This is a genomic window from Pseudomonas sp. R1-15, assembly GCF_051132085.1.
Taxonomy (GTDB): domain Bacteria; phylum Pseudomonadota; class Gammaproteobacteria; order Pseudomonadales; family Pseudomonadaceae; genus Aquipseudomonas.
The window spans coordinates 1,808,586-1,830,835 of sequence record NZ_CP071660.1 but is presented as its reverse complement, the minus strand read 5'-3'; the positions used below and the strand labels follow the sequence as shown (position 1 = coordinate 1,830,835).

Annotated in this window: 20 protein-coding genes; 8 read left to right on the top strand and 12 right to left on the bottom strand. The window is 61.4% G+C overall.

Going from position 1 to position 22,250, the window contains the following annotated elements:
* Positions 1-36: 36 nt before the first annotated feature.
* The 4 genes from acnD to J3P97_RS08360 form a co-directional block, all read right to left on the bottom strand.
* Positions 37-2,628, bottom strand: coding sequence for a Fe/S-dependent 2-methylisocitrate dehydratase AcnD (acnD, locus tag J3P97_RS08375; protein WP_434625064.1), 2,592 nt, complete (start codon positions 2,626-2,628; stop codon positions 37-39).
* Positions 2,629-2,820: 192 nt separating this feature from the next.
* A complete protein-coding gene (gene prpC / locus J3P97_RS08370; RefSeq protein ID WP_434673891.1) occupies positions 2,821-3,948 on the bottom strand; it encodes a bifunctional 2-methylcitrate synthase/citrate synthase in 1,128 nt (375 codons plus the stop codon).
* Positions 3,949-3,989: 41 nt separating this feature from the next.
* Complete coding sequence (gene prpB / locus J3P97_RS08365; protein WP_434569298.1) at positions 3,990-4,880, bottom strand: methylisocitrate lyase; 891 nt, start codon at positions 4,878-4,880, stop codon at positions 3,990-3,992.
* Positions 4,877-5,590, bottom strand: coding sequence for a GntR family transcriptional regulator (locus J3P97_RS08360; RefSeq protein WP_434673890.1), 714 nt, complete (start codon positions 5,588-5,590; stop codon positions 4,877-4,879). Before J3P97_RS08360 ends, prpB begins: the two co-directional genes overlap by 4 nt.
* A 280-nt stretch (positions 5,591-5,870) precedes the next feature.
* On the opposite strand from J3P97_RS08360, the gene J3P97_RS08355 reads away from it, so the two are divergent.
* From J3P97_RS08355 to pabB, 4 genes are all read left to right on the top strand, one after another.
* Entirely contained in the window at positions 5,871-6,407 is a 537-nt protein-coding gene (locus J3P97_RS08355; protein WP_305495987.1) for an ATP-dependent zinc protease family protein, read from the top strand.
* Between the two features lie 5 nt (positions 6,408-6,412).
* Entirely contained in the window at positions 6,413-7,945 is a 1,533-nt protein-coding gene (locus J3P97_RS08350) for an inactive transglutaminase family protein (protein ID WP_039593717.1), read from the top strand.
* On the top strand, positions 7,945-8,931 hold the full coding sequence (locus tag J3P97_RS08345) for an alpha-L-glutamate ligase-like protein (RefSeq protein ID WP_434673889.1): 987 nt from the start codon (positions 7,945-7,947) through the stop codon (positions 8,929-8,931). The genes J3P97_RS08350 and J3P97_RS08345 overlap by 1 nt, the downstream gene beginning before the upstream one ends.
* Positions 8,932-9,113: 182 nt before the next feature.
* Positions 9,114-10,457, top strand: a complete 1,344-nt coding sequence (gene pabB, locus J3P97_RS08340; RefSeq protein WP_434673888.1) for an aminodeoxychorismate synthase component I — start codon at positions 9,114-9,116, stop codon at positions 10,455-10,457.
* A 129-nt stretch (positions 10,458-10,586) separates the two neighbouring features.
* Here pabB and thrH read toward each other — a convergent pair whose 3' ends face one another.
* Positions 10,587-11,204: a bifunctional phosphoserine phosphatase/homoserine phosphotransferase ThrH gene (gene thrH / locus J3P97_RS08335; protein WP_434603332.1), complete on the bottom strand. Its 618-nt coding sequence runs from the start codon at positions 11,202-11,204 to the stop codon at positions 10,587-10,589.
* 172 nt (positions 11,205-11,376) lie between these two features.
* Between thrH and J3P97_RS08330 the strand changes: the two genes are divergently transcribed.
* The 3 genes from J3P97_RS08330 (at position 11,377) to J3P97_RS08320 (ending at position 14,888) form a co-directional block, all read left to right on the top strand.
* A complete protein-coding gene (locus J3P97_RS08330; RefSeq protein ID WP_434569302.1) occupies positions 11,377-12,120 on the top strand; it encodes a phosphoadenylyl-sulfate reductase in 744 nt (247 codons plus the stop codon).
* Positions 12,121-12,570: 450 nt separating this feature from the next.
* Positions 12,571-14,100, top strand: coding sequence for an NCS1 family nucleobase:cation symporter-1 (locus J3P97_RS08325; protein ID WP_434673887.1), 1,530 nt, complete (start codon positions 12,571-12,573; stop codon positions 14,098-14,100).
* Between the two features lie 59 nt (positions 14,101-14,159).
* The gene (locus J3P97_RS08320; protein ID WP_434673886.1) at positions 14,160-14,888 is read left to right on the top strand and encodes an aspartate/glutamate racemase family protein; all 729 of its coding nucleotides are present in this window, start codon (positions 14,160-14,162) and stop codon (positions 14,886-14,888) included.
* 148 nt (positions 14,889-15,036) lie between these two features.
* On the opposite strand, the gene J3P97_RS08315 is transcribed toward J3P97_RS08320, so the two are convergent.
* The gene (locus J3P97_RS08315; protein WP_434603326.1) at positions 15,037-15,960 is read right to left on the bottom strand and encodes a LysR family transcriptional regulator; all 924 of its coding nucleotides are present in this window, start codon (positions 15,958-15,960) and stop codon (positions 15,037-15,039) included.
* A gap of 128 nt (positions 15,961-16,088) precedes the next feature.
* On the opposite strand from J3P97_RS08315, the gene J3P97_RS08310 reads away from it, so the two are divergent.
* Positions 16,089-16,835 carry a 3-oxoacyl-ACP reductase family protein gene (locus J3P97_RS08310; protein ID WP_434673885.1) on the top strand — a complete coding sequence of 249 codons (747 nt, stop codon included), beginning with the start codon at positions 16,089-16,091 and terminating at the stop codon, positions 16,833-16,835.
* Between the two features lie 66 nt (positions 16,836-16,901).
* Here J3P97_RS08310 and J3P97_RS08305 read toward each other — a convergent pair whose 3' ends face one another.
* The 6 genes from J3P97_RS08305 to J3P97_RS08280 form a co-directional block, all read right to left on the bottom strand.
* Complete coding sequence (locus J3P97_RS08305) at positions 16,902-17,597, bottom strand: HAD-IA family hydrolase (RefSeq protein ID WP_305495996.1); 696 nt, start codon at positions 17,595-17,597, stop codon at positions 16,902-16,904.
* A gap of 254 nt (positions 17,598-17,851) precedes the next feature.
* The gene (locus tag J3P97_RS08300) at positions 17,852-18,223 is read right to left on the bottom strand and encodes a hypothetical protein (protein ID WP_434569308.1); all 372 of its coding nucleotides are present in this window, start codon (positions 18,221-18,223) and stop codon (positions 17,852-17,854) included.
* Positions 18,224-18,310: 87 nt separating this feature from the next.
* Positions 18,311-18,514 (bottom strand): hypothetical protein, encoded by a 204-nt coding sequence (locus J3P97_RS08295; protein ID WP_434625085.1) that lies wholly within the window; start codon positions 18,512-18,514, stop codon positions 18,311-18,313.
* A 36-nt stretch (positions 18,515-18,550) separates the two neighbouring features.
* Positions 18,551-18,724: a hypothetical protein gene (locus J3P97_RS08290; RefSeq protein WP_305495999.1), complete on the bottom strand. Its 174-nt coding sequence runs from the start codon at positions 18,722-18,724 to the stop codon at positions 18,551-18,553.
* A 121-nt stretch (positions 18,725-18,845) separates the two neighbouring features.
* A complete protein-coding gene (locus tag J3P97_RS08285; protein WP_305496000.1) occupies positions 18,846-19,256 on the bottom strand; it encodes a glycine zipper domain-containing protein in 411 nt (136 codons plus the stop codon).
* 690 nt (positions 19,257-19,946) lie between these two features.
* The gene (locus J3P97_RS08280; protein WP_434673884.1) at positions 19,947-22,136 is read right to left on the bottom strand and encodes a response regulator; all 2,190 of its coding nucleotides are present in this window, start codon (positions 22,134-22,136) and stop codon (positions 19,947-19,949) included.
* Positions 22,137-22,250 lie beyond the last annotated feature (114 nt).

The window sequence follows — 22,250 nt, the reverse complement described above, 5'->3', positions numbered from 1 at the left end:
AAAAAGGGTGGCCAGAAAACCGGCCACCCGAGCGATTTAAACGGCAATCGCCGATTCAAGGAAATCCTGGGCGAAGCGTTGCAGCACGCCCCCGGCTTCATAGATCGACACTTCCTCGGCGGTATCGAGGCGGCAGGTCACCGGCACTTCGACGCGTTCAGCATTCTTGCGCGTGATGACCAGGGTCAGCGTCGCCCGCGGGGTGCGCTCGCCGATCACGTCATAGACTTCGCTGCCGTCGATGCCAAGCGTCTTGCGATCCGTGCCGGGTTTGAACTCCAGCGGCAACACGCCCATGCCCACCAGGTTGGTGCGGTGGATGCGCTCGAAACCTTCGGCGACGATCGCCTCGACACCGGCCAGGCGCACGCCCTTGGCCGCCCAGTCCCGGGACGAACCCTGGCCGTAGTCGGCGCCGGCGATGATGATCAACGGCTGCTTGCGCTCCATGTAGGTTTCGATGGCTTCCCACATGCGCATGACCTTGCCTTCCGGTTCGACCCGAGCCAGGGAGCCCTGCTTGACCTTGCCGTCCTCAACGACCATTTCGTTGAACAGTTTCGGGTTGGCAAAGGTGGCCCGTTGCGCGGTCAGGTGATCGCCGCGGTGGGTCGCGTAGGAGTTGAAGTCTTCTTCCGGCAGGCCCATTTTCGCCAGGTATTCACCCGCGGCACTGTCGAGCATGATGGCGTTGGACGGCGACAGGTGATCGGTGGTGATGTTGTCCGGCAGCACCGCCAGCGGACGCATGCCCTTGAGCGGCCGCGCACCGGCCAATGCGCCTTCCCAATACGGCGGACGACGGATATAGGTGCTTTGCGGGCGCCAGTCGTACAGCGGGGTCACTTTCGGCCCGGTGTCTTCCTGGATGGCGAACATCGGGATGTACACCTGGCGGAACTGCTCGGGTTTCACCGAAGCCTTGACCACCGCGTCGATTTCCTCGTCGCTCGGCCAGATGTCCTTGAGGCGGATTTCCCGGCCGTCCACCACACCCAGCACATCCTTCTCGATGTCGAAACGGATGGTCCCGGCGATGGCATAAGCCACCACCAATGGCGGCGACGCCAGGAACGCCTGCTTGGCGTACGGATGAATACGCCCGTCGAAGTTGCGGTTACCCGACAAGACGGCGGTGGCGTACAGGTCACGGTCGATGATTTCCTGTTGGATCACCGGGTCCAGCGCGCCGGACATGCCGTTGCAGGTGGTACAGGCGAACGCGACCACGCCAAAACCCAGTTGTTCGAGTTCAGACGTCAGGCCCGCTTCATCCAGGTACAACGCGACGGTTTTCGAGCCTGGTGCGAGGGATGACTTGACCCACGGCTTGCGCGCCAGGCCCAGGCGATTGGCGTTGCGCGCCAGCAGGCCGGCGGCGATCACGTTGCGCGGGTTGCTGGTGTTGGTGCAACTGGTGATCGCCGCGATGATCACCGCGCCGTCGGGCATTTGCCCGGGCACGTCGTCCCACTGGCCGGAAATGCCTTTGGCAGCCAGATCGGACACCGCGACACGGGCGTGCGGGTTGCTCGGACCGGCCATGTTGCGCACCACCGAGGACAGGTCGAAGGTCAGACCGCGCTCATATAACGCGCCTTCCAGGCTGTCAGCCCAGAGGCCGGTGGTCTTGGCGTAATGTTCGACCAACTGCACTTGCTGGTCCTCGCGGCCGGTGAGTTTCAGGTAATCGATCGTCTGCTGATCGATATGGAACATCGCTGCCGTGGCGCCGTATTCCGGGGCCATGTTGGAGATCGTCGCGCGATCCCCCAGGGTCAGGGCGCGGGCGCCTTCCCCGAAGAACTCCAGCCAGGCCCCGACGACTTTCTGCTTGCGCAGGAATTCGGTCAGCGCCAGCACCATGTCGGTGGCAGTGATACCCGGTTGCAACTTGCCGGTCAGCTCGACGCCGATGATTTCCGGCAGGCGCATCCACGAGGCGCGACCGAGCATGACGCTTTCGGCTTCCAGGCCACCGACGCCGATGGCGATCACGCCCAGGGCATCGACGTGAGGCGTGTGGCTGTCGGTGCCTACGCAAGTGTCGGGGAACGCCACGCCGTCACGCTGCTGGATGACGGGAGACATTTTCTCCAGGTTGATCTGGTGCATGATCCCGTTGCCCGGCGGGATAACGTCGACGTTCTTGAAGGCCTTTTTGGTCCAGTTGATGAAGTGGAAGCGGTCTTCGTTGCGGCGGTCTTCGATGGCGCGGTTCTTGGCGAACGCCTGCGGATCAAAACCGGCGCTCTCTACCGCCAACGAGTGGTCGACGATCAGTTGGGTCGGCACCACCGGATTGACCTGCGCCGGGTCGCCGCCTTGCAGGGCGATGGCGTCGCGCAGTCCGGCCAGGTCGACCAATGCGGTCTGGCCGAGGATGTCATGGCAGACCACGCGTGCCGGGAACCAAGGGAAGTCCAGGTCGCGCTTGCGCTCGATCAGTTGCAGCAGCGATTCGCGCAGCGTCGCCGGATCGCAGCGGCGTACGAGGTTTTCCGCCAGCACGCGGGAGGTGTACGGCAGGCCATCGTAGGCGCCAGGCCGAATGCCATCCACGGCCGCGCGAACGTCGAAATAATCCAGCGATGTGCCGGGCAGCGGTTTGCGAAATTCTGTGTTCATCGTCAGGACTCGGGTCACGGTGGTTTCAGGAGAGGGCCGGCCTTGAAACACCCCCGACCCCTGTGGGAGCGAGCTTGCTCGCGATAGCGGTGTATCCGTCGACATCGATGTTGAATGTCAGTGCGCAATCGCGAGCAAGCTCGCTCCCACAGGGTTTCGGGGTGATCCAGTACCTGCGGCTAACCCTCCAGCTCAGCGTTGTTCGATTGGCACGAACTTGCGCTGTTCGACGCCAGTGTATTCGGCGCTCGGTCGGATGATGCGGTTGTTGGCGCGTTGTTCGAACACATGGGCGGCCCAGCCGGTCAGGCGCGAGCAGACGAAGATCGGCGTGAACAGCTTGGTCGGGATGCCCATGAAGTGGTACGCCGAGGCATGGTAGAAATCGGCGTTGGGGAACAGTTTCTTCTGCTCCCACATGGTCTTGTCGATAGCTTCGGAAACCGGGAACAGCACCGTGTCGCCGACTTCATCGGCGAGCTTTTTCGACCAGCCCTTGATCACCTCGTTGCGCGGGTCGTTGTCCTTGTAGATGGCATGGCCGAAGCCCATGATCTTGTCCTTGCGCGCAAGCATGCCGAGGGTGCCCTCGATGGCTTCTTGCGGCGAGCTGAAGCGCTCGATCATTTCCATCGCCGCCTCGTTGGCGCCGCCGTGCAACGGGCCGCGCAGCGAGCCGATGGCAGCGGTGATGCAGGAGAACAGGTCGGACAATGTCGAAGCACAAACCCGCGCGGTAAAGGTCGAGGCGTTGAACTCATGCTCGGCGTAGAGGATCAGCGATACGTTCATCACCTTGACGTGCAGCTCGCTCGGCTTTTTGCCGTGCAGCAGATGCAGGAAGTGGCCGCCAATGGAGACTTCGTCGGTTACGCATTCGATGCGCTGGCCTTCGTGGCTGAAGCGATACCAGTAGCACATGATCGCCGGGAACGCGGCCAGCAGACGATCGGTCTTGTCGTGCTGTTGGGAGAAATCCTGCTCGGGCTCCAGGTTGCCGAGGAACGAGCAGCCCGTGCGCATCACATCCATCGGATGGGCGTCGGCGGGAATGCGTTCCAGCACTTCTTTCAAGGCTTGGGGCAGGTCGCGCAACTGGCGCAGTTTGCCCGCGTAAGCGTCCAACTGAGCCTGGGTCGGCAGCTCGCCGTACAGCAGCAGGTAGGCCACCTCTTCGAATTGCGCGTCAGCCGCCAGGTCGCGAACGTCGTAGCCGCGATAGGTCAGCCCGGCGCCTGACTGGCCCACGGTGGACAAGGCGGTTTGTCCGGCCACCTGGCCACGGAGCCCGGCGCCACTGAGTACTTTTGCTTCGGCCATGTTGCTGTCTCCATTTTCTTGAATTTGTAGGGAGTCGCGCCTTACTTTTTCGCGGCGAACAACGCGTCGAGCTTCTGCTCGAAGGTGTGGTAGTCGATGCGATCGTAAAGCTCCATGCGGGTCTGCATGGTGTCGATGACGTTCTGCTGGGTGCCATCGCGACGGATGGCGGTGTAGACATTTTCGGCGGCCTTGTTCATCGCACGGAACGCCGACAGCGGGTACAGCACCAGGGAAACGTCGGCCCCGGCGAGTTGTTCGGTGGTGTAGAGCGGGGTCGCGCCGAATTCGGTGATGTTGGCCAGGATCGGCGCTTTCACGCGGCTGGCGAACAGCTTGTACATGTCGAGTTCAGTGATCGCTTCCGGGAAAATCATGTCGGCACCGGCCTCGATGCACGCGGCGGCGCGGTCCAGGGCCGACTCCAGGCCTTCCACTGCCAACGCATCGGTACGCGCCATGATCACAAAACTGTCATCGGTACGGGCGTCGACGGCAGCCTTGATGCGATCGACCATCTCTTGTTGCGAGACGATTTCCTTGTTCGGCCGATGGCCGCAACGCTTGGCGCCGACCTGGTCTTCGATGTGAATCGCCGCCGCGCCGAACTTGCTCATCGACTTGACCGTGCGCGCCACATTGAACGCCGAGGAGCCGAAGCCGGTGTCCACGTCCACCAGCAGCGGCAGGTCGCACACGTCGGTGATGCGGCGCACATCGGTGAGCACGTCATCCAGGCCGGTGATGCCCAGGTCCGGCACGCCGAGGGAACCGGCCGCCACGCCGCCACCCGACAGGTAGATCGCCTTGAAGCCGGCGCGCTTGGCCAGCAGCGCATGGTTGGCGTTGATGGTGCCGACCACTTGCAATGGATGCTCGGCGGCGACCGCATCGCGAAAACGCTGGCCTGGCGTGCTCTTGCTGGAACTCATGACTCACCTCGTTGAGTGGCGGCGCTGTCCTGGAAATGACGCGCAATGTTGCGTTTGGAGGCGCCGATGTGCCGGCGCATCAATAATTCGGCCAGTTCGCCGTCACGGTCGGCGATGGCGTCGAGAATCCGGTGGTGCTCGGCAAAAGCCTGGCGCGGACGGTTCGGCGTGGTGGAAAACTGGATGCGGTACATGCGCACCAGTTGATACAGCTCGCCGCAGAGCATTTGGGTGAGGGTGCGATTGCCGCTGCCCTGGATGATCCGGTAGTGGAAGTCGAAATCGCCTTCCTGCTGGTAGTAACCGACGCCGGCCTGGAACGCCGCATCGCGCTCGTGTGTTTCCAGCACTTGACGCAGTTCGTCGATTTCTTCCTGTGTCATGCGCTCCGCCGCAAGGCGACAGGCCATGCCCTCCAGGGATTCGCGAATTTCGTAGAGTTCCAGCAGCTCGGCATGGCTCAGCGAGACCACCCGCGCGCCGACATGGGGAATGCGCACCAGCAGCCGCTGGCCTTCCAGGCGATGGATCGCCTCGCGCAGCGGCCCGCGACTGATGCCGTAGGTGCGGGCCAGCTCGGGCTCGGAGATCTTGCTGCCGGGGGCAATTTCACCCTTGACGATGGCGGCCTGGATACGCCGGAAGACGTTCTCGGACAGCGTCTCGGCATCTTCCTGGACGAGGACCGGCGTTTCGAGCTGATCGAGCATATTGTCGACACCTTTAAAATCAATACGGCAAAAACTACCCTTTGACACCCTTAACGTCAAAACAAAAATATGGATTGTCGACAATCGTCTAATAACGGTCCCAGACATAACCCCTCGTTTCGAAGTGTCGTAGCCTCCGGCCAGCGGTGGCGTCAGAAAACCACCGTGCTAGAATGCCGCCGCAATTGCCGCTCTCCCTATATAGAGAAGGCAACCTAGGGAGCTTGTGCAGTAATGCCAGGGCCTGAACCGAAAAACGGAACGCTGCGCACCAGGATCTATGACACTCAAGCCCTTATCTGCCGCCCTATGCTTTATCTGCCTGCCAGGGATTGCCGCGGCGGGTGAAAAAACCGTGTACGGCCTCAACGAATATGCAGCCCTGCAGGGCATTGACCTGGAGGTCGCGGCCAAGCTCGACACCGGTGCCAAGACCGCCTCCCTCAGCGCCCGTGATATCAAGCGTTTCAAGCGCAACGGCGAATCCTGGGTGCGTTTCTACCTGGCCATCGACGCGGCCCATTCGCACCCCATCGAACGCCCGCTGGCCCGGGTCAGCAAGATCAAGCGCCGCGCCGGTGACTACGACCCGGAAGAAGGCAAGAAATACACGGCCCGGCCGGTCATCGAACTGGATATCTGCATGGGCTCGGCCCTGCGCAGCATCGAAGTGAACCTGACCGACCGTAGCGCCTTCCAATACCCGTTGCTGATCGGCTCCGAAGCGCTCAAGCGTTTCGACGCGCTGGTCGATCCCAGTCTCAAATACGCTGCCGGCAAACCCGCCTGCGCCAATGCCGCTCATACCGCAGAGTAATTCCAATGCGCTCCCTTACCCTCCATCTGAAAATGCTGATCGCCATCCTGGTGGTGCTGGGCCTGTCAGTGACGGCCTATCAGATTTTCGTGCTCGGCATTCCGGTGACCGAAGACGCCACCGATGACCTGTGGAATATCGATGCCAAGGTCGAGTTCGTGCCCAACGCCAAGGATCCGGTGAAGATCCAGATGTTCGTGCCGCCCCTGAGCCGCGACTACGTCAGCCTCAACGAGAGCTTCATCTCCAACAACTACGGCGTAGCGGTGAACCGGGTCGACGGCAACCGCAAGGTGACGTGGTCGGCCCGGCGCGCCAAGGGCAACCAGACCCTTTATTACCGCCTGGTGCTGACCAAGCGCTACAGCGCCGAGAAAACCAAGGTCAAGGGCCCGACCTTCCGCGACAGCATCGCCGTCGAAGGGCCGGAAAAACTCGCCGCCGAAGCGCTGCTGGCACCGATCCGCCAGCATTCGGCCGACGTCGAAACGTTCATCAGCGAAGCCATCAAGCGGGTCAACAACCTCAACGACGACAACGTCAAGCTGTTGCTGGCCGGCGACCCGTCCTCGAGCAACAAGGCCAGAATCGTCGAACTGGTACTGTCCATTGCCCACGTGCCGGTCGAGAAGGTCCACACCATCCGCCTGGTGGCCGACCAGCCGCAGACGCCCGAGCTGTGGCTGCGCAGCTTCAACGGCACCGACTGGCTGTACTTCAACCCCGACACCGGCGAGCAAGGCCTGCCCACCGACCGCCTGCTGTGGTGGACCGGCGATGAAAACCTGATCACCGTCGATGGCGGCAAGAAAGCCACCGTCACGTTCAGCATGAACAACAGCGAAATGAACGCCATTCGCCTGGCCAAGCTGACGGACGAGAACACCGACGCCAACTTCCTCGAATACTCGCTCTACGGCCTGCCGCTGCAAACCCAGCAGACCTTCATGATCATGGTGATGATCCCGATCGGCGTGCTGGTGATCCTGGTGTTGCGCAACCTGATCGGCCTGCAAACCCTCGGGACGTTCACCCCGGTGCTGATCGCCCTGGCCTTCCGCGAAACCCAACTGGGCTTCGGCATCATCCTGTTCACGGTGATCACTACCCTGGGCCTGTCGCTGCGTTCCTACCTGGAGCATCTCAAGCTGCAAATGCTGCCGAGGCTTTCGGTGGTGCTGACGTTCGTGGTGGTGCTGATCGCCGCCATCAGCCTGTTCAGCCATAAGCTGGGCCTGGAGCGTGGCCTGTCGGTGGCATTGTTCCCGATGGTGATCCTGACCATGACCATCGAACGCCTGTCCATCACCTGGGAAGAGCGCGGCGCCGGCCATGCGATGAAAGTCGCCATCGGCACCCTGTTCGCCGCGTCCCTGGCGCACCTGATCATGAGCGTCCCGGAGCTGGTGTACTTCGTGTTCACGTTCCCGGCGATCCTGCTGATCCTGGTGGGTTTCATGCTGGCCATGGGTCGTTATCGCGGCTACCGCCTGACCGAGCTGGTGCGGTTCAAGGCTTTCGTCAAGGCTGATTCCTGATGTTCGGCCTCTGGAAGACCTGGAAGGCCCTGGAAGCCCGGGGCATCATGGGCATCAACCGGCGTAACGCCGATTATGTGCTCAAGTACAACAAGCGCAGCCTTTACCCGATCGTCGATGACAAGATCATCACCAAGGAACGGGCTATCGCGGCCGGCATTCATGTGCCGGAGCTGTACGGAGTGATCTCCACCGAGAAGGAAATCGACAAGCTCGACGGGATCATCGGCGGACGCACCGACTTCGTCATCAAGCCGGCCCAGGGCGCCGGCGGTGATGGCATCATCGTTATTGCCGACCGCTTCGAGGGCCGCTATCGAACCGTGTCCGGGAAGATCATCAGCCACGAGGAAATCGAGCATCACATCTCCAGCATCCTCACCGGCCTGTATTCCCTCGGCGGACACCGTGACCGGGCGCTGATCGAGTACCGCGTGACGCCGGACCAGATCTTCAAGAGCATCAGCTACGAAGGCGTACCGGATATCCGCATCATCGTGCTGATGGGCTACCCGGTGATGGCCATGCTGCGCTTGCCGACCCGCCAGTCCGGCGGCAAGGCCAACCTGCACCAGGGCGCCATCGGCGTCGGCGTCGACCTCGCCACCGGCCTGACCTTGCGCGGTACCTGGCTGAACAACATCATCACCAAGCACCCCGACACCACCAACGCGGTGGACGGCGTGCAACTGCCCTACTGGGACGGCTTCATGAAACTGGCCGCCGGTTGTTATGAACTGTGCGGGCTGGGCTACATCGGCGTCGACATGGTGCTGGACCAGGAAAAAGGCCCGTTGATCCTGGAACTGAACGCCCGCCCAGGGCTGAACATCCAGATTGCCAACGACTGCGGCCTGACCCTGCGCACCCACGCCGTGGAAGCACGCCTGGAAGAGCTCAAGGCCAGGGGCGTCATCGAAACCGTGGAAGAGCGCGTGGCGTTTGCCCAGGAATTGTTCGGGCATATTCCGCCGGTTGAGGGGTGAGGCTGAGGTTTGAAGGGGGAAGAAAGTCGAGGGTCAAAAGTTGAACCCTGTGGCGAGGGAGCTTGCTCCCTCGCCACGGGTTCCATGCGCCTTCAGATGTTCAATACCGACATCCCCCTAGGAGCAAATCCTACAGGGGATTACAATCGCCACCCCGCCTGAACGGCCGACCCGCCCCGCCCATGCCAACCTGCTTCGTACACCCTCTGCCCTACCGCGCCAACCCCGCCGAGTATTTCGCGGCGATCCGTCATGCCCCCGGCAGCGTGCTGCTCGACAGTGGCCGGCCGAGCGCCGAGCGCGGGCGTTATGACTTGCTCAGCGCCTGGCCGCTGAAGCAACTGGCGGTATTGCCGGAAGAGAGTGGCAGCGATTTCCTGCAACGTCTTCGGATACAGCTGACGCAACTGGGCCACGCCGAATTACCAGCCACCGTGCAATTGCCCTTCGCCGGTGGCCTGATCGGTTATTTGAGTTACGACTTCGGCCGACGCCTCGAAGCCCTGCCGTCCTGCGCCAAGGACGATCTGCAACTGCCGGACGCGCGTTTTGGCGTGTACGACTGGGCACTGGTCACCGATCACCAGACTCGCACAAGCCAATTGGTCTTCCATCCCCATTGCGGCGAAAACCAACGCCAACGCTTGATCGAGCTGTTCAGTCAGCTAACCGCGGTGCCTCTCTCCTCGTTCAGTCTGGACGGCCCGATGGCGCCCGATCTCGACGCTGAAGCCTATCGACAGGCATTCGAGCGTATCCAGGCGTATATCCAGGCCGGCGACTGTTATCAGGTCAACTTTGCCCAACGCTTTCGCGCGCCGTGCCAGGGCGATGCGTGGGCCGCTTACCAGGCGCTGCGGGCGGCTTGCCCGACGCCGTTTTCCGGCTTCCAGAGCCTGCCGGAGGGCGGTGCGGTGCTGAGCCTGTCGCCCGAACGCTTCGTCCAGGTCAGTGAAGGTCACGTCGAAACCCGTCCGATCAAGGGCACCCGCCCTCGCGGCACGACGCCCGAAGACGACGCGGCCCACGCCGCCGAGCTGCTGGCCAGCCCCAAGGACCGCGCCGAGAACCTGATGATCGTCGACTTGCTGCGCAACGACCTGGGCCGCACCTGCCGCATCGGCTCGGTGCGGGTGCCGGAATTGTTCAGCCTGGAAAGCTACCCGAACGTCCATCACCTGGTCAGCAGCGTGACTGGCGAACTGGCGGACGACAAGGACGCCCTGGACCTGATCGCCGACAGCTTTCCCGGCGGCTCGATCACCGGCGCGCCGAAGATCCGTGCCATGCAGATCATCGACGAGCTCGAACCGACCCGACGCGGTCTGTATTGCGGCTCGTTGCTGTACCTCGATGTGCGCGGGGAGATGGACAGCTCCATCGCCATCCGCAGCTTGCTGGTCAAGGACGGGCAAGTATGTTGCTGGGGTGGCGGCGGGATCGTCGCGGATTCGGATTGGCAGGCGGAATATCAGGAGTCGATGACCAAGGTGAGGGTCTTGCTGCAAACCTTGCAGAACCTCTGAACAATCCCGGACCTGACGCATAACCCTGTGGGAGCGAGCCTGCTCGCGAAAGCGCTGGTTCAGCCAACATTGATGGCGACTGAGATACCGCTTTCGCGAGCAGGCTCGCTCCCACATTTAGGGTTGGGTTTACAGGCTCAGGGGGCGGTTCGAGGCCTTGATGAATTCCTGCTTCAACTCGGCAAATGTATGCACCGCCGGAAACTGCGGGAACTCACGGATCACGTTTTCCGGCGCATGGAACAGAATCCCGGCATCGGCTTCGCCCAGCATCGTCGTGTCGTTGTAGGAATCCCCGGCGGCAATTACTCGGTAGTACAAACTCTTGAAGGCCAGGACCGACTGGCGCTTCGGATCTTTCTGACGCAATTGATAGCCGGTCACCCGTCCGCTGTCGTCGGTAACCAGACGATGGCAAAGCAGCGTCGGGAAGCCCAGCTGACGCATCAGCGGCTGGGAAAATTCGTAGAACGTGTCGGAAAGAATCACCACCTGGAAGCGCTCGCGCAGCCAGTCGACGAACTCGATGGCGCCATCCAGCGGCTTGAGCGTAGCGATGACTTCCTGAATGTCGGAGAGCTTCAGGCCATGCTCATCCAGGATGCGCAACCGTTGCTTCATCAGCACGTCGTAGTCGGGAATGTCCCGAGTGGTTGCCCTGAGGGAGTCAATCCCGGTTTTTTCAGCGAAGGCGATCCAGATCTCCGGGACCAGCACACCTTCCAGGTCGAGACAGGCAATTTCCACGAGACACTCCCATTTTTTGATGTTTATCGGTTGAGCGAACAAAAGGACTGCCGACTCTAGCCATTCGCCGAAGCCCGCGCAACGCACAGGAGCGCGCCAGCCCCGGCAGCTTTTGTTACCATCAGCCCCATATAGAGCGCCCAGCGCCACCGACCTGTAGGAAACCGCCCTGATGAGCCCATCGTTTGATGTCGTGGAACTCGCCACGACCTATGCCAACAAGTCCCCGCAGGACATCCTCAAGCTGGCCTTTGCCGAATTCGGCGACGACCTGTGGATATCCTTCAGTGGCGCTGAAGACGTCGTGCTGGTGGACATGGCCTGGAAGCTGAACAAGAACGTCAAGGTGTTCAGCCTCGACACCGGTCGCCTGCACCCGGAAACCTATCGTTTCATTGAACAAGTGCGCGAGCATTACAAGATCGATATCGAACTGATCTCGCCCGACCATACGAAACTGGACCCTTTCGTGAAGGAAAAAGGCCTGTTCAGCTTCTACAAGGACGGTCACGGTGAATGCTGTGGCATCCGCAAGATCGAGCCGCTGCGCCGCAAACTGACCGATGTCCGCGCTTGGGCTACCGGTCAGCGCCGCGACCAGAGCCCGGGCACCCGCAGCCAGGTGGCCGTGCTGGAAATCGACACGGCGTTCTCCACGCCGGAGCGCACGCTGTACAAATTCAACCCGTTGTCGCAGATGACCAGCGAGGAAGTCTGGGGTTATATCCGCATGCTGGAGTTGCCTTATAACAGCCTGCATGAGCGCGGTTTCATCAGCATCGGCTGTGAGCCCTGCACCCGCCCTGTCCTGCCGAACCAGCACGAGCGCGAAGGCCGCTGGTGGTGGGAAGAAGCCACGCAAAAAGAATGCGGGCTGCACGCTGGCAATATCATCGCCAAATCCAAGACCGTTTGATCCCGCCGCAGCTATGTACACAAAAATGTCACCTCAGGTGGCATTTTTGTGTGCACCTCTGGTTTTAATGCCCCTAAAAGTTACAGGCACCCTTGCGCGCTGCCTGCTTTCCTTCCCGTTGGCGCTCGCCCCCCAAAATAAATACCTGTTCGAACGGTCAGTTTTAACTTCCAGCATTTCAGTAATTTACTCGTAAAACATAACGAAACGAAATTAACGACGCCAAAGCTAGACTCGCAAGTGGCATATATCTGGCTTAACTCGACAAGTGTTTTGTATACAACAATACAAAAACATACACACACTTTTCGATCCGCAAGCCTGAAGCGCCCTATCCCGTACAGGCTGCAGATGCCCCGTAACCAATGATGCTCACCGCCGCGACGAAGATCTGCCGAGCCTCGCGCTCAAGCACAGTCAGCGTGGCCTGAGAGTCAGGAGCCTGCCGGAATGCGTACAAGTCTTTCCAATAACATCGCGCTGGATCTGCCCTCCCCAACCGCTGCCCTGAATGAACAACCCGCGGCCCCTCTCACCTTGAGTCCAAGGCTACACAACAAGGACCTCGCGCCCACCAAAGCCGAAGGGCGACGCTGGGGCCGCTACAGCATCTTCGCGCTGTGGACCAACGACGTGCATAACATTGCCAATTATTCATTCGCCATCGGCCTGTATGCCTTGGGACTGGGCGGTTGGCAGATTCTACTGTCGCTGGGGATCGGCGCGGCGCTGGTGTACGGCTTCATGAATCTGTCCGGCTATATGGGGCAGAAGACCGGCGTGCCGTTTCCGGTCATCAGCCGGATCAGTTTTGGCATACACGGTGCGCAGATTCCCGCAATGATCAGGGCCGTCATCGCAATTGCCTGGTTTGGTATCCAGACTTACCTGGCGTCCGTGGTGTTTCGGGTGCTGCTGGTGGCGATTCATCCGGGCTTTGCCGATTATGATCAGAACTCGATCCTCGGGCTGTCGAGCCTGGGCTGGGTATGCTTCGTCGCCATCTGGTTCGTGCAACTGATGATCCTGGCCTATGGCATGGAAACCGTGCGGCGCTATGAAGGCTTCGCCGGCCCGGTCATCCTGGTGACCGTCGCGGCGTTGGCCGGTTGGATGTACTTCCAGGCCGGTGCGACGATTGCCTGGTCGATCCGCGAGCCGCTGGCCGGCGGTGAGATGTGGCGCAACATATTCGCCGGTGGTGCGCTGTGGCTGGCGATCTATGGCACGTTGATCCTCAACTTCTGCGATTTCGCTCGCTCTTCGCCGTGCCGGCGGACAATCGTCGTCGGAAATTTCTGGGGCCTGCCGGTGAATATTCTGGTATTTGCCGCCATCACCATCCTGTTGTGCGGTGCGCAGTTCCAGATCAATGGCCAGGTCATCGAGAGCCCGACCCAGGTCATCGCCTCGATTCCCAACACCTTTTTCCTGGTGCTCGGTTGCCTGGCGTTCCTGATCGTCACCGTGGCGGTGAATATCATGGCCAACTTCGTCGCCCCGGCCTTCGTCCTCAGCAACCTGGCGCCCAGGTACCTGAACTTCCGTCGTGCCGGGCTGATCAGCGCCGCCATTGCCGTGCTGATCCTGCCGTGGAACCTCTACAACAGCCCGCTGGTGATCGTGTATTTCCTCTCCGGTCTCGGCGCCCTACTCGGGCCGCTGTACGGCGTGATCATGGTCGACTACTGGTTGCTGCGAAAAGGCCGCATCAACGTGCCGCAACTCTACAGCGAGGACCCAAACGGTGCGTATTTCTACAGCAATGGGGTCAACCTGCGGGCGGTAGCGGCGTTCATTCCAGCGGCGCTGATCGCGATTGTCCTGGCGCTGGTGCCCGGCTTCGACAGTATTTCTCCGTTCTCCTGGCTGATTGGCGCTTCGATTGCAGGGCTGCTGTACCTGATCGTTGCCAAGCGCGAGGGGTATTACGAGGACGTCAGCGGTGAGTCCATTGCCGTGGATAACGTCAGCCATTGATTGTTCGAAAGGCCCGGGGATTCGGGCCATCTACCGTTACGCTGAAAAAAGGACCACTCATGCGAATTCTCATCGTCAACGTCAACACCACCGAGTCCATCACTCAGTCCATCGCGCGCCAGGCCCAGGCCGTTGCCGCGCCGGGAACCGAGATCATCGGGCTCACGCCGCATTTCGGGGCAGACTCGATCGAAGGCAATTTTGAAAGCTACCTGGCCGCCATTGCCGTGATGGACCGGGTGATGTCCTACGACCAGCCGTTCGACGCGGTAATCCAGGCCGGCTACGGCGAACACGGTCGGGAAGGACTGCAGGAACTACTCAACGTGCCAGTGGTGGACATCACCGACGCCGGCGCCAGCACGGCCATGTTTCTTGGTCATGCCTACTCGGTAGTCACCACCCTGGACCGCACGGTGCCGCTGATCGAGGACCGGCTCAAGCTTTCCGGCCTGTTCGACCGCTGCGCCTCAGTCCGGGCCAGTGGCCTGGCGGTGCTGGAACTTGAGCAAGACCCGCAGCGGGCGGTTGAAGCCATCGTCCACCAGGCGGAACTCGCCGTCAGCCAGGACAAGGCCGAAGTGATCTGCCTGGGTTGCGGCGGCATGGCCGGGCTGGATGAGCAGATTCGTCAACGCACCGGAGTGCCTGTGGTCGATGGCGTGACGGCGGCGGTGACGATTGCCGAGTCGCTGGTGCGGCTGGGGTTGTCCACGTCGAAAGTGCGCACTTATGCGACTCCGCGACCGAAGACCATCATTGGCTGGCCGGGGCGGTTTGGGCGGTGAGTTTGCGGCTTTAGACTGCGTTGCCCCTTTCGCGAGCAGGCTCGCTCCCACATTGGATTTTTGCGGGCCACAAAAGGTGCGGCCACCACGGAACCAGTGTGGGAGCGAGCCTGCTCGCGAATGAGGGCGACTCGACTCCCAGCCAGGCTCAAACAGCACTGAACCGCTGCGCCAGCCCCTGCTCGGCAAACTGCTCGATGATGAAATCCACGAACGCCCGGGTCTTGCCCGGCAGCAGTTTGTGCTCGGCGTAGTAGATCGAGATGTTGCCATCGTCGACGTACCAGTCCGGCAGCACCCGTTGCAGTGCGCCGCTGTCCAGGAACGGCACGGCAAACGGCATGCTCACCAGGGCAATGCCCAGCCCTTGGGCTGCGGTGATGCAGGCGGCTTCCGAGTCACTCATGGTCATTTGCGCCTTGAGTGTCAGCGGGCTGTGTTCGCGGTTGCGGCTGGTCAGTTGCCAGGAACGGATACGCCCTGTCTGCGGTGAGCGGATCAGGATTCCCTGATGTTGCCCCAGATCCTGCGGCTCAACGACGGCGGCATGGTTTTGCAGGTACTGTCCGGACGCAACCAGCACCCGATGGGCCACCGTCAATTTGCGCGCCACGACGCCCTGGGGCAGCTCGAAGCCGCCGCCGATGGCGGCATCGAAACCCTGGCCGATCAGGTCCACCTGACGGTTATCGAAATGCCAGTCCGGGTTGATTGCCGGGTATCGGCGTAAAAACTCCCCCAGCAACGGCACGATATACAACCGGCCGAACGCCGTGCCCATGCTCACCTTCAGCGTGCCGGCTGGCTGCCCGCCGGCGCTGGCCAAGTTGGCGACGGCGTTCTGGATGGTATTAAAACTGCTGCCCACTTCCCGCAGGAACAGTTGGCCGGCCTCGGTCAAGGCCAGGCGTCGAGTGCTGCGCTGGAACAGCCGAACGCCCAGGCGCGCTTCAAGCTTGGCGACGCTTTTGCCTACCGCCGCCGGGGTCAGGCTCAAGCGGCGTGCGGCCTCGGCGAAGCTGCCGACCTCGGCGCTGCGGACAAAACATTCGATACTGCTGAAACTCTCCATGACGCCCACTCTAAACTTTTGGTTTACACAGACTATATCAATGACGGTCTACACAGCCGATGGCCTAGTCTTGATACTCACCCCATCAACCGCGGCATCTCGCCCCGGCACCTTTGGAGAACACCCGCATGAGCACGCAAACATTGAGTGGCAAAGTCGCCTTGGTCCAAGGCGGTTCCCGCGGCATCGGCGCCGCCATTGTCAAACGCCTTGCCGCAGAAGGCGCGGCCGTGGCCTTCACCTACGTCAGCTCTGGCGCCAAGTCTGAAGAACTGCAGGACAGCATCACCGCCGCCGGCGGCAAGGCCCTGGCAATCAAGGCCGACAGCGCCGATGCCGACGCCATCCGCAATGCCGTCGCCGCCACCGTCGACGCCTTTGGCCGATTGGACATCCTGGTCAACAACGCGGGCATCCTGGCGTTGGCGCCGCTGGATGAATTCAAGCTGGAAGATTTTGACCAGACTCTCGCCATCAACGTGCGCAGCGTATTTGTCGCCACCCAGGCAGCCGCACGGCATATGAGCGAAGGGGGCCGAGTCATCAATATCGGCAGCACCAATGCCGACCGCATGCCCTTCGCTGGCGGCGCCACCTACGCCATGAGCAAATCCGCGCTGGTGGGCCTGACCAAAGGCCTGGCTCGCGACCTGGGCCCACGCGGCATCACCGTCAACAATGTTCAGCCCGGCCCGGTGGACACTGACATGAACCCGGCGGATAGCGATTTCGCCTCCAGCCTGATGGAGCTCATGGCGGTAGGCCGTTATGGCACGGTGGAAGAAATCGCCAGCTTCGTCGCCTACCTCGCGAGTCCGGAAGCGGCCTATATCACCGGGGCCAGCCTGACAATCGACGGTGGTTTCGGCGCCTGACCCACGCCGCGCGGGAGCCTGCTCCCGCTGGGCTGCTTCAACGCTTTCGGGCGCAGCAGCCCTTTTTCAGGCCCACTCCAGTTCCGGCAAACCGCACAGGCTTGGCTGGAACAGCTTGAGCGAACGGATAATGGCGTCGGCATGGCTGTACTTTTCGTCGGCCATGGCCGAGTCGGGAATCGCAATAGCCGTCATGCCTGCCGCCTTCGCCGCCGTCACACCAAACGGGGAATCCTCGAAGACCAGGCAATCCGCCGGCGCGACACCCAGGCGACGGGCGGCGGTGAGGAAGATATCCGGCGCCGGTTTCGCCGCTCCCACTTCGGGGTCATCGGCGGTAACAATGAAGTCGAACAGCGCGAACCAATCCCGGTGCAGGGTGGTTTTCAGTTCGAACGACTGACGCGACGAACTGGTTCCCACCGCAATCGGCACGTCATGGGCTTTGAGATGCCGCACCAATTCCTCCGCGCCGGGCATCGCCAGGGCGTGGGGGAAACGTTCACGCATGAGCGGCTCACGAATCACCAGAAATTCCTCCGGGGTGATCGGCAGCTCCAGCGCCTGCACCACGTAGCGCGCCAGGTCCCCGGCGCCCCGCCCGATGATGTTCTGCTTGACGCTCCAGTCAAACGTGCGCCCGTAGCGCTCGGCGATGATGGAGGTGACCTCGGTGTAGATACCCTCGGTGTCCAGCAGCAGGCCATCCATATCGAAAATCACAGCCTTGATCGGTCCAAACTTTTTCAGCGGTGCATTCATCGCATCTGATCCGTTATCAACACAACATTCCAGGGATGGCTCAGGTGCGGCCAGCGCAGCGTGTTCGCCTTAAAGGATTCAGCAGAATAACGAGCCGTGCTTGGCGCAGGCAATGGGAAATTTTCAAGAGGTGGCGAGGGATCGGCCGCGCCTTGGCCGGGCGGCAGTTGACTACGTTTCAGGGACGCTTGGCGCCCAGCGGGAGCAAGCTCCCTCGCCACGAACAGATTGGATGATCAGCAGAGGGTCATGTATTAGCCGCCGGAGCCGCCTGAGCCGGAGCCCGATCCGCCGCCGCTGGAGCTGCCACCGCTACTGCTGCTGCTACCGGTTCCACTACTTGAGCCGGAAGAACCGCCGCCCATCGTGCTGCCACCGCTGGTGGAGCCACTCCCGGTCCCCGGGCTGGTGCTGCTGCCGCTGGCGTCGCCGCCATTGCCTCCTCCCACGGAACCGGGTGGCAGAGCGTTACCGGCTTTCTCGGTGGTGGAGCCGGCGTCCATCTGGGTAGAGGGCGGCATGCCTCCCTTGTCCACGGGCGCGCTGTCGGATTGGGCGAAAGCCGCCAACGAGCTGGCCGACAGAATCCCGGCCAACGCCAGCGCGGTCATGTTTGGCTTCATCATGATAAGTCTCCTTTTCAGATAGCTACCTGATGTGTGGCAACCATCATTGACTGATGGTGCCGACAACCGGACGGACGGAACTGCTCTTCAGCTTGGCTTGCCGGAAGCATCATCACCGGCAATATCGGGATCGTCCGGCGCCGCCTCGACGTCTTCATCTTCGCTTGGCACCTGCTCAACTCCAGAATCGTCATCAGGTGGACGCTGATCGCGGCTCAATGAGTCGGTTGGCGAAGGCAACGGATATTCCGGGGTTTCATCGTCGTCGGGAACAGGCGAGTCGGCAGTCATAACAATCTCCTGGTCGTGCAGTTTGGGCTGGAAGGCTCAATCGTAGGATTCATCCTCAACTTCGGTTTCTTCATCCTCGATCAAGGGCACCTGGGCGTCATCCATCAGGGAACCGGGATCTTCGTTGCCCGGGTCGTTGACGCCTGGATCATTGATGAACGGGACGCCCGAGGGGCCTTTTTCTTCCTTGCCTTCGGTTTCCGGGGTCATGGCATAACTCACAATGCAAGTGGGTGTATCAATTCGAGGCGATGGCGAGGTAAACGTTCCGGGAAATAGCCAATATGAAAAAACCCGGCACGGGGCCGGGTTTTTTTATTCATGCATTCGCTCAGCGATGCTTTCGCTTGTGCTTGTGCTTCTTGCTTTTGGAATGTCCGTCGTTATCGTTGGACAGGTTGCTGCCCAATGCGCCGCCTGCCGCCCCACCGACGCCCGCGCCGATCGTCGAGCCCGTGGACCCGCCCAGGCGATTGCCAACAATCGAACCACCGGCCGATCCCAGGCCACCGCCGATGGCCGCTTCCGTACGGCTGCCCTTGCGAGCCCCGACCGCACTGCCGGCTGCACCGCCGACACCGGCGCCAATCGCCGCGCCTGTGCTGCCGCCCATCTGCTGGCCGACCACGTTCCCCAGGACACCGCCCAAGCCACCGCCAACCGCAGCGGTACCGTCGCCAGCGGCCATCGCGCCCTGAGCGACCACAAGCCCAAGCACCAAGGTGGACAAAGTCAAACGCATGATAAAAACCTCAAGAATGCCGCATCGGGGAGAGATGGCCGGTGCGCGCTGGCGCGAGTGTACGCCAAACCGTGTCAGCCATGACGGTTCGACAACAAACGCAGGGGTAGTTTTATGACAGGCAAAAAAAAGCCCGCTGGGGAAACGGGCAGGTACTGCTTTCTAACGGATGAGCTCAGACTACGCGCCTGCTTGTGAAAGAAACGTGAAAGAAAACGTCAGTCGAAAAAAGATAAAAAGATATTTATACAAACGCTGAAATTCCCCGTGGCGAGGGAGCTTGCTCCCGCTGGATTGCACCGCAATCCCATCGCGCCCGAGCGCGAGCATGCCCCCTGGCCACGGCGGTTATTTGCTGAGCGGGACCCTGGGCAAGAACTTGGCCTTCTCGCCCCGCGGCACCTTGGCCACCCTGGTCCGGATTGACTTGATTGGCTCGTCACCAAAATCCGACCGATAGGCCGATTGCCCACACTGCAACCCTTCATTGATCGGATACGCGGCTCCGTTCTCCTCGCTGTACGGTGCTCCCATCGCATTTTTCCCCTTTCATCGAGCCGATACCGGCAATAACCAATTGCCTGAAAATACCGACCTTCGAATTGAGACTAGCCGGTCATCAACAGACCAATGATTCAAGGGGCCGCCTCGCCGACGAACGGGTAAGCGTTGTTTCAAAACCGAAACAACTCAGTCCGAGCCCAACAGCGTCTGGTTTAAAACCCGGGAAACCTGATCGGCCGAGTAAGGCTTGGACAAAAACGCGAAACCTTCATGCCCGCTGTGGGCCAGCTCCTCGCTGTAGCCGGAGGTCAGCACCACCGGCAGATCCTGGCGGCGCTGGCGCAGTTGCCTGGCAAGGGCAATGCCACTGATGCCCGGCATGACCACGTCGGAAAATATCGCGTCGAACGCCATCGCATCCGGGCCGACCATTTCCAGCGCCTGTTCGGCATTGGTCGCCCAGGCCGTTTCGTATCCGAGGTCTTGCAGGATCTGGTTGGCAAAGCGCCCCACCTCCAGATTGTCCTCCACGACCAATACCCGGCGCCGGCCTTTTTCCAGCACCAGCAGAGAGTTTTCCTCTCCCTCGGGTTCATGCTGCTCCTCGGGCTCCACCTCCGGAAGATATAAGGTAAATACGCTGCCCTTTCCGACCACGGTCGAGACATCGACATTGCCACCGGACTGTTTTGCGAAACCGAACACTTGGGACAATCCCAACCCCGTTCCCTTGCCCACCTCCTTGGTGGTGAAGAACGGTTCGAAGATGTGTTCAAGTGCCTCCGGCGCAATACCCGTACCGGTGTCTTCCAGGGCAATCGCGGCAAACGCCTGCCCTGCCCCGGAATGGCCGCGGATCGGCGGCATGCCTGCACCGCAATTGAGCCGTAGCCACAGCGTTCCCTGGCCGTTCATCGCGTCCCGGGCGTTCAGGGCCATGTTGATCAACGCCGTTTCGAACTGGCTCAGGTCGGCGCGGATGTAACAGGGCTGCTCGCACAATTCGACCTTGACGTGAATTCGCGCCCCGGTCACGGTCTCCAGCATGTCGCCGAGGCTCTGTACCTGCTTGCGCACGTCGATGATTTCCGGCGTCAACGGCTGGCGCCGGGCAAACGCCAGCAATTGGCTGGTCAGCTTCGAAGCACGTTCCACCGTCTCGGAAACGGCGGTCATGTAGCGTTGGCGGCGCTCGTCGGACAGGTTAGGCATGCGCAGGAAATCGACAGAGGAGCGGATGATCGTCAGGAGATTGTTGAAATCGTGGGCCACGCCGCCGGTGAGCTGGCCGATGGCTTCGAGTTTCTGCGACTGGTGCAGCGCCGCTTCGGTCTGCCTCAATCGTGTAGTGCGCTCCTCGACCCGTTGCTCCAGCGTTGCGTTCAGTTCGGCCAGGGCGGCAAGGCCTTCACGCACGGCCGCGTCCGCCCGAGCACGTTCGATGTGCGCCCAGGATCGCTCGGTGACTTCCAGCAGCAGCGCCAGATCGTTGGACGACCAGATCCGGGGCGTTTTATCGTGGATGGCCATCAGGGCGGTCAACCGTCCATTCTTGATCAACGGAACACAAATAGTCGCCGCAATACCGATCGACTGGAACGCTGCCGCCTCCTCCGGTGCCAGCTCCGCGAGGTTGTCACTGATCACCAGCGGCTTGCCGGCGCCCAGGTTGGCGACCGCCAGCCGACCGAAATCCGCCAGTCGGTAGTGCCCGACGATACTCGGCGACCCGGCCCGGGCCCAATCGCCGCGAATCGTAAAGCCGTCCTCGTCTTCGTCCATGTCTGCGTATGCGCAGTTGGACAGGTTGAGGTGCGCCGCCAGGATCCGGGCGGTGGCCGCCATGATCGCCTGTGGATCGGTGGCATTCGCCACGGCGCTGCCGATTGCATCGAGCACCGCCAGGCGCTGGGTCATGAATACGGTCGCAGTGGTCTCGGTGACCGTGTCGAGCATGCCCACCACTTTGCCGAACTGGTCGCGAATAGGGCTGTAGCAGAAGGTGAAATAGGCCTGTTCAGGACCACCACCGCGCTCGATCACCAGGGGAAAGTTCTCGATAAACGTCGCCTGCCCATCAAAAGCCGCCCCCACGATAGGGCCGATCTCGCTCCAGGCCTCCCGCCAGACCTCATTGAACGGCCGCCCCAGCGCCTCGGGTTTGCTGCCGAGAATGGGCATGAACGCATCGTTGTATAACGTGATCAAGTCCGGTCCCCAGACGATGGCCTGAGGGAAATGCGAAGCCAGGCTCAGCGCCACGGTCGTCTTCAGCACATCGGGCCATTGCGCGGGCGGCCCGAGTGGCGTGCTGTCCCAGTCATGGCGGCGGACCCGTTCAGCCATTTCTCCGTAGCTCTGGAGCCAATCTGTCATTGCTTTCGATCCTTGCTCAACCGCCAATCCCAACGAGGGGGGAAACGCTTGTGACCCCAAGCTGAGCCGTATTATCCCGCGTCACGTGAGAATGCGCGATTGGATTGTCGGATG